We start from the raw sequence: 6,642 nt of genomic DNA, 5'->3' as shown, positions 1-6,642 counted from the left end.
GTGAATTCGCTTCCCAAGTTGGGGTTTGATCATCAAGAAATTTTGAAGATGGCGCACGAGCGAATCCGTAGCAAAGTTCAATATCAGCCGATTGGATTCGAATTGCTGCCTCGTAAATTTCCGCTGCGTGATTTGCAGCGACTTTACGAAATCATTTTGGATCGTGAGATCGACAAGCGAAACTTTCGTAAAAAAATGTTAAACATGGATGTGTTAGAAGAGCTTGACGAGTTCGAACGGAACGTATCACACCGCGCGGCTCGTTTGTATCGATTCAATCGTCGCAAGTATCAACAACGTCTAAAGGAAGGGTTCCACTTTGAGATCTAAGCGTGAAGCGTTGATCCTTGTCGACATTCAAAACGACTTTTTACCGGGAGGTGCCTTGGCGGTCGCCAAGGGTGACGAGGTGATTCCGGTGGCCAATCGATGTGTGCCTGAATTCGACAACGTGATCGTGACCCAGGATTGGCATCCTCCGAACCACTCTAGCTTCGCCAGTCAACATCCGGGGCACCCCGCCGGTGATGTCGTGAAGGTGGGCGATGTCGATCAAGTGCTGTGGCCCGATCATTGTGTCCAGCTGACCGAAGGCGCCGCGTTTGCCGATGCGCTTGAAATCCGCTGCGACGTCGCCATTTTTCGAAAGGGCACTGACCCAGCGATGGATTCCTACAGCGGGTTCTTTGACAACGGTCACAAACACGCCACAGGACTTCACGAGTATCTTCGCGAACATCAAATCAAGCGTTTGTTTATCATGGGACTAGCGACCGATTACTGCGTCAAGTACACCGCACTGGACGCCGCGATGTTAAATTTCAAAACGTCAGTACTGATCGACGGATGCCGCAGTGTCAGTCAGAGTTCCGATGATCTCGAAGACGCGATCGACGAGATGAAGGCGGCGGGCGTGCAAGTCATCCACAGCGATGAAATCTTCTCTTGATCATCCGCGATGATCGCGTTTAGGTCCACTGACGAAGGGGTTGCCGCGGTAGAAGAATCGCAGTCGCTCGTCGATTGCCTTGCTGATCCCAATTCGCGGGGTGGCGTGGACATCGCCCGCAGGTGAAGGGGATCTCGGCTGAGCAATCAAGATGTTTCGGTCCGTCGTTAGATCGATTCCATCATCGCCGCGGTCCACGGCAAGGGCTTGGCAGAGCATCGCGGGGCCGCGGGTCAAACGTTTCAGGTCTTGCGTTTGACGGTTGCTTTGCATCTGCTGGATTCCCCACTGCGGCTGGATCGCGCGGATCAATACCGCACTTCCGCGTCCCGGGCCTTCGGTGACGGCATTCATGCAGTATTTCGCGTGGATCGGATAGACATACAATGTGCCAGCGCCCATAAACATCGACGCGTTGCTTCGGGTTTTCCCACGTGCACTGTGGCTGGCGGGGTCCCCGTCGGCCAAATAGGCTTCGGTTTCGACAATGATTCCACCGACCCATTGCCGATTCGTACGTCGCACCAGGCATTTGCCAAGCAATTCTCGAGCGACGATTTCAGTCGGCCTTGCATAGAACTCGCGAGTCAAACGGTCTTTTTGAAGTGGCAATTTATTCATGACAAAACAAACTCGCGCTTTTGCAGCACGTTGGATCTTTCCCGTTTCGAGTCCGCCTATTCATGGTGGTTGGGTCCGCATGGATCGTCAACAGATCGTCGAAGTGGGGCAAGGGGCGGCACCCACCGATGCCGAGGATCTTGGCGATGTGGCGCTGCTGCCAGGCTTGGTCAACGCGCACACGCATCTCGAGTTTTCCGACTGCGACGCTCCGATTGGCGAGCCCGGCATTGCGCTGTACCGCTGGGTCGGCCAAGTCATCACCGCCCGGCAATCCGCCACGGGCCAAGCAAAAGCTGCGGCGATCGCCAAAGGCTTGCAGGAATCGTTCGATGCCGGTGTGAGTCTGGTCGGTGAAATCGCGACGCTTCCGAGTGAATACCCGTCGCAGTCTGACTTCCCACCGCAAAATCAATCCCCTGAACTCATCACGTTTGCCGAGACGATCGGGCTGTCACAACAACGCGGTGACGAGCGTTTTGCGCACACTGAGCAACATGTTCAAACGCAGCCCGACGGTGGCATTAGTCCTCATGCGCCCTACTCGACATCGCGTCCGCTGATTGAAAGGTGCGTTCAATTGGCGTGCCAGACCAATCGTCCATTGGCGATGCATGTTGCCGAATCGCCTGCCGAGCGACAATTGTTGTGTGACGGATCGGGACCGTTTGCCGAGACGTTGAAACAGTTGGGTGTCTGGGATGCGTCGCTGTTCCCCTGGGGCGGTCAACCGTTTGAGTGGTTGATCGATCAGCTTGCCAAAGCACCCTACGGCTTGCTTGTCCATGGCAACGATCTTCAAGTGAGCGACATCGAAAAGATCGCCAATCACCCATCACTCAGTGTTGTTTATTGTCCGCGGACACATCATTTTTTTGGATACCCACCCCATCCCGTTCATGCGATGTTAGAGCGGGGAGTTCGGGTTGCGCTGGGGACCGATTCCCGTGCCAGCAATCCTGACTTAAATCTCTGGCGAGAGATTCAGTTTCTGCTGAATCAACGTCCTGATATCGATCCGGAAGAGGTGCTCGGTATGGGGACGATTTGGGGCGCCGATGCGATGGGAAGGTTCCGGCACGGACGACTTCAGCGAGGTTCGTTCGCTCGGTTCAACCTTGTCTCCACAAGTGCCAAGACGTTGCAGGGGGTGTATCGGGACTTTGCCGAGCAACCCCTAAAACGCGGCGTGTGAAATTCCCAGCGATTTGGATTACGCCGCTCGTTTGACATCTTCGTCCGCAACCGCGGTTCGTTGGGGCTCGGAAGCCGAAACCCGTGCCCGCCGTAGTTCGCGAATCTTTTCGGCATGATCGTGAAGTTCGCCTTCAAGATCGCGAATTCGATTGCTTGCCTTGGCATTCGCCTCGAGACTGTCTTCGAGTTCCGCAGTCACCCGGTTGAGATGTTCACGCAAATCAGTGATTTGGGTTTGCAACGCATCGTTTTCGGGACGCAGTTGCTCGGATTGTTCGAGTTGGCTCTGCAGTTCTTGGATCGTTGCATGTTGATTGTCGATGGTCGCTTGGATCTGGCTTCGTTGATCGCGAGTTTCATCGAGTTGCTGCTGCACCTCCTCGAATTGATGTCGCAATTGGCTAAAGTCTTTCAGTTGGCTCTTTAACGAATCGAGTTGGTCGGTTTGCGCCGCGATCTCTTCGCGGCGTTCTTCGTTAACGCGGCGGAGCTCTTCGAGTTGACCCTGGGTGAGTTGCAGTTTTTCGCGAACCGAAGCGGACACCTCTGCCTCCTGTTGCCAACGTTCGCTTTGCTGCTGAAACTCGTTCTTCGTTTTTTCAAACGACACGATTTCGTGTTGAAGTTCCACAATGGTTTGCTTCGCGAAGACAAGTTCTTCGGCAGATCGCTGCAAGTCAGCGAACTGAGATTGCATCTGCTCGAACTCGGCCTGCCGCGGTCGGATCGAACCACGCAGTTGACTATTTTCGTCGGCGAGTCGCTTGATTCGCTCCGAGGATTGCTCGATCTGGACCTTCGCCTGCTCGAGCTGAGTCTTGTGCTGCTCGAGCAGGGTTTTGCTTTGGTTCGACTTTGCGTTGGTTTGTTCCAACATCAGGGCCGTCTGTTCACGTACCGCACTTAATTGTTGGATTTCGGCCACGCGACGCTCTCGCTCGGACTTCAGTTCATCCAGTCGCAACGTGGTTTCGATCAATTTGGACTTCGTTTGATCCAATTCGTCCTGGCGGCTACTTAAACGTGATTGTGTCTCGGTGAGTTCGCTCGTCAGTTTTTGGATTTCAACAAGACTCTGTTCTCGCTCGGAAGTTAATTCGTCCAACTGTCGCACGGTTTCCGAAAGTTGCGATCGGGTTTGGTCCAGTTCACTTTGACGTTGGCCCAAGTCGGTTTGAGTTTCCGCAAATGCTGTCGTGGATCGTTCCAGTTCGCTCTTGGTTTGCGTCAGTTCGAGCTTGATTTGCTCTAATTCGGCGGTCGCAGTTTCCGAAGTGAGCAGTTGTTGCTGAAGCTGGCTGATTTCGCTTTCTTGGCTTTGCAGCGTCTCGGTTTGCCGCTCCAAGTCAATCATCGCGCTCGACAAACGTTGTTGTAGTTGCACAAGTTCGCTTTGTTTGCCGGAAACAACACTTTGCAGTGGAACGAGTTCGCTTAATTCGTCTTCGAGGCGAGCGATTTCGGCAACCTTCGTTTGTAACGATTGTTGAAGTTGTTCTTGGTGAGCGATCGCTTCGGCAATCATCGCGTCTTTTTCATCGAGCTGTTGTTGCAGCAGTTGCACGTTTCCGTCCGTGCCACTGTGCTGTGTGTTCAGAGTGGCAATGGTTTCGGTATGCTGCTGGATTTCTTCGGCGAGTTGTTGTTGGATGCCGATCAGTTCGGCGACCGCAGCTTCCTTGTCGCTCAGTTGTTGCTGCAGCAATGCGATTCGATCACCCGTTTCGCTGTGTTGGGCCGTCAGCGTGGCGATCGTTTCGGTATGCTGTTGGTTCTCTTCGGCGAGTTGTTGCTGGGTGCCGATCAGCTCAGCGATCTCGGCTTCCTTGTCGTTTAGCTGTTGCTGAAGTGATGCGATGCGATCGCCCGATTCGCTGTGTTGGGCCGTCAGCGTGGCGATCGTTTCGGTATGCTGTTGATTTTCTTCGGCGAGTTGTTGGTGAGTTCCGATCAGCTCGGCGATCGCGGCTTCCTTCTCGCTTACTTGTTGCTGTAACGAGTCGTAGCGATCACCCGCGTCACTGTGCTTCGCCGTCAGCGTGGCGATGGTTTCGCTGTGTTGTTGGTTTTCTTCGGCGAGTTGTTGATACTGGTCCATCAAGGCAGCCAGCTCACTTGTCTTTTCGCTCAATTGCTGCTGCAACGTCGAGAAGCGATCCTCCGATTCACGCTTCGCTGCGATCAGCGTAGCAATGGTTTCGGCTTGCTGGCGATAATCGTCGGCTAACTCGTCATGTTTCGCCGTCAACGTGGTGATCTCGGCATCCTTGTCGCTTAACTGTTGCTGCAGCGATTCATAACGATATCCCGAATCGCTGTGTTGAGCGGTGAGTTGATCGATCGTTTCGGCTTGGGCATCGTTCTGTTTGACCAGTTGGTCGTAGGCCATTTTTTGCTCGGCCAAAGCGACGGATGTCTCAGCGAGTTCAGCCCGCAACGGCAACAGTGAGTCGAGTTCTTCGCTCATTTGGTCCAGCCGCGACTGTTTGCTCTTGATTTCGTCGTCGAGTTGGCTGAAACGTTCTTGTTGTGCTTGGGTTTGTTCATGTGCGACGTTTTGCTGCGTCGTTAACTCAGCGATCTCGGCGTCTCGCTGTTGGATCTCGGCGATCCGAGCGATGAGTTCTTGCTCGAGATTCTGATTCGTCTCAGCAACGTGCTGGTAATCTGCTTGTGCGGATTCGAGTTGCTGACGCAGATCGATCACGGTTTGGTCGTTGGACTCGGTGATTTCGGTTTGCCGCTGTTGCAGTTCGGCTCGCAATTTCACAAGCTCGTCATTGAGCCCGGTGTTGGTTTGGTTTAGTTCCTGGATTTCCTGCCCACGTGCTTCGTTTTCTTGGCGTGTTGCCTGAATTTCGGCGTCCAGGGCCGAGCTCGATTGCAGCACTTCTTGAAGCTGAGAAACAAGTAGCTCGTTGCGACTGACCTCTTCATTCAGCCGTATCGTTGCCTCTTCGCGTGCAGCGACTGCTTCGCTCGATTCACCACGGGTGGTGTCCAGCAATGCTTGAAGCTCGGCATTGCGAGTCGCCAAGTTTTCGTGTTCAGACGATCGGCTTTCGAGCTCGCTGGATTTGGCGTTCAGCTGTGACTCGAGTTCGGCGACATGTTGCTTATGTTGACGTACGACCTCGCGCGATTTCAGATAACGATCTTCGGTCTCACGCAGTCGTTTGCGATCCGAAGCGTTATCGCGATACCACAACAGGTGCCCCACCAGGAGGCCGGCGATCAGGAACGCAAGCATGGAAAAAGCAGCCGGTAGTCCAAACAACTCGGTCATCTTCGATTCCAAATGGAATAACACACATAAAGTCAACGAACAGGGTTGACGGCCGAACGCGGTGACGAGTTATCACATGCGAACGTCCAGCTCGTTTGGCTTTATCAGGAAGCTAGCCCCCCTGTCGACCTTGATTTCCGAGAATTTTGCCGTGAGGGGGCAGCACCGACCTCTAAACGTGGCGAATGAAATCGGCGGCAAAGCTGCGTATCTCGCTGCCATTGAGCACGTGGACCATCCGTAATTGTTGGACTTGTTCGTCGCTGAACGAGTTCAGCGGGACATGCACCAACCGTTTGTGATGCCGCCGCGCCAACCGTTGCCACCCCGAACCAGGCGGTAATGGTGATAGCAAAGCGATCTCGCGTCCGCGTGAATGCAAGCAAGCCGCGGCAATCAGCCGTTCTTCGAGCGTTTCGGCGTAGTCCACTCGAGGGTCGACCCAGACGTCGGGAATGACGACCGGCGGATACAAAAACAGCGCGCCACCATAGATGCTCAGTCCGATTCCAGGACCCACCATCTCGTCTTGGTAATTGGTAGCAAATAATGCGAGCGTCGATTCTTCGTTGTGTTCGGCGAACCAAGT

At 54.0% G+C, this 6,642-nt stretch carries 4 protein-coding genes and 2 pseudogenes; 3 read left to right on the top strand and 3 right to left on the bottom strand.

Annotated features, from left to right (window positions below; all coding sequences use genetic code 11):
- Nucleotides 1–330: pseudogene (locus ABX962_RS26210) on the top strand (NUDIX hydrolase); the annotation flags it as partial.
- The gene (pncA, locus tag ABX962_RS26205) at nucleotides 320–949 is read left to right on the top strand and encodes a bifunctional nicotinamidase/pyrazinamidase (RefSeq protein WP_372723778.1); all 630 of its coding nucleotides are present in this window, start codon (nucleotides 320–322) and stop codon (nucleotides 947–949) included. The pseudogene ABX962_RS26210 and the gene pncA, both read left to right, overlap by 11 nt.
- Here pncA and ABX962_RS26200 read toward each other — a convergent pair whose 3' ends face one another.
- The gene (locus tag ABX962_RS26200) at nucleotides 950–1,570 is read right to left on the bottom strand and encodes a DNA-3-methyladenine glycosylase (RefSeq protein ID WP_372723776.1); all 621 of its coding nucleotides are present in this window, start codon (nucleotides 1,568–1,570) and stop codon (nucleotides 950–952) included.
- Here ABX962_RS26200 and ABX962_RS26195 point away from each other — a divergent pair.
- The gene (locus ABX962_RS26195) at nucleotides 1,569–2,765 is read left to right on the top strand and encodes an amidohydrolase family protein (RefSeq protein WP_372723774.1); all 1,197 of its coding nucleotides are present in this window, start codon (nucleotides 1,569–1,571) and stop codon (nucleotides 2,763–2,765) included. The two genes, ABX962_RS26200 and ABX962_RS26195, sit on opposite strands and share 2 nt — an antisense overlap.
- An 18-nt stretch (nucleotides 2,766–2,783) precedes the next feature.
- On the opposite strand, the gene ABX962_RS26190 is transcribed toward ABX962_RS26195, so the two are convergent.
- Nucleotides 2,784–6,053, bottom strand: a complete 3,270-nt coding sequence (locus ABX962_RS26190) for a hypothetical protein (protein WP_372723772.1) — start codon at nucleotides 6,051–6,053, stop codon at nucleotides 2,784–2,786.
- Between the two features lie 172 nt (nucleotides 6,054–6,225).
- Nucleotides 6,226–6,642 (bottom strand): annotated as a pseudogene (locus ABX962_RS26185) (hypothetical protein); the annotation flags it as partial.

The sequence above is a fragment of the Novipirellula sp. genome (assembly GCF_041583735.1).
In the GTDB taxonomy this organism is placed as follows: Bacteria; Planctomycetota; Planctomycetia; order Pirellulales; family Pirellulaceae; genus Novipirellula.
Note: the sequence above shows the minus strand (reverse complement) of the source record. Positions and strands in the feature narration are given on the sequence as shown.

Excerpts from the sequence above, each read along its gene's own strand:
- ABX962_RS26195 (WP_372723774.1), top strand. The coding sequence starts at position 1,569 with ATGACAAAACAAACTCGCGCTTTTGCAGCACGTTGGATCTTTCCCGTT.
- ABX962_RS26190 (WP_372723772.1), bottom strand. The coding sequence starts at position 6,053 with ATGACCGAGTTGTTTGGACTACCGGCTGCTTTTTCCATGCTTGCGTTC.
- ABX962_RS26200 (WP_372723776.1), bottom strand. The coding sequence starts at position 1,570 with ATGAATAAATTGCCACTTCAAAAAGACCGTTTGACTCGCGAGTTCTAT.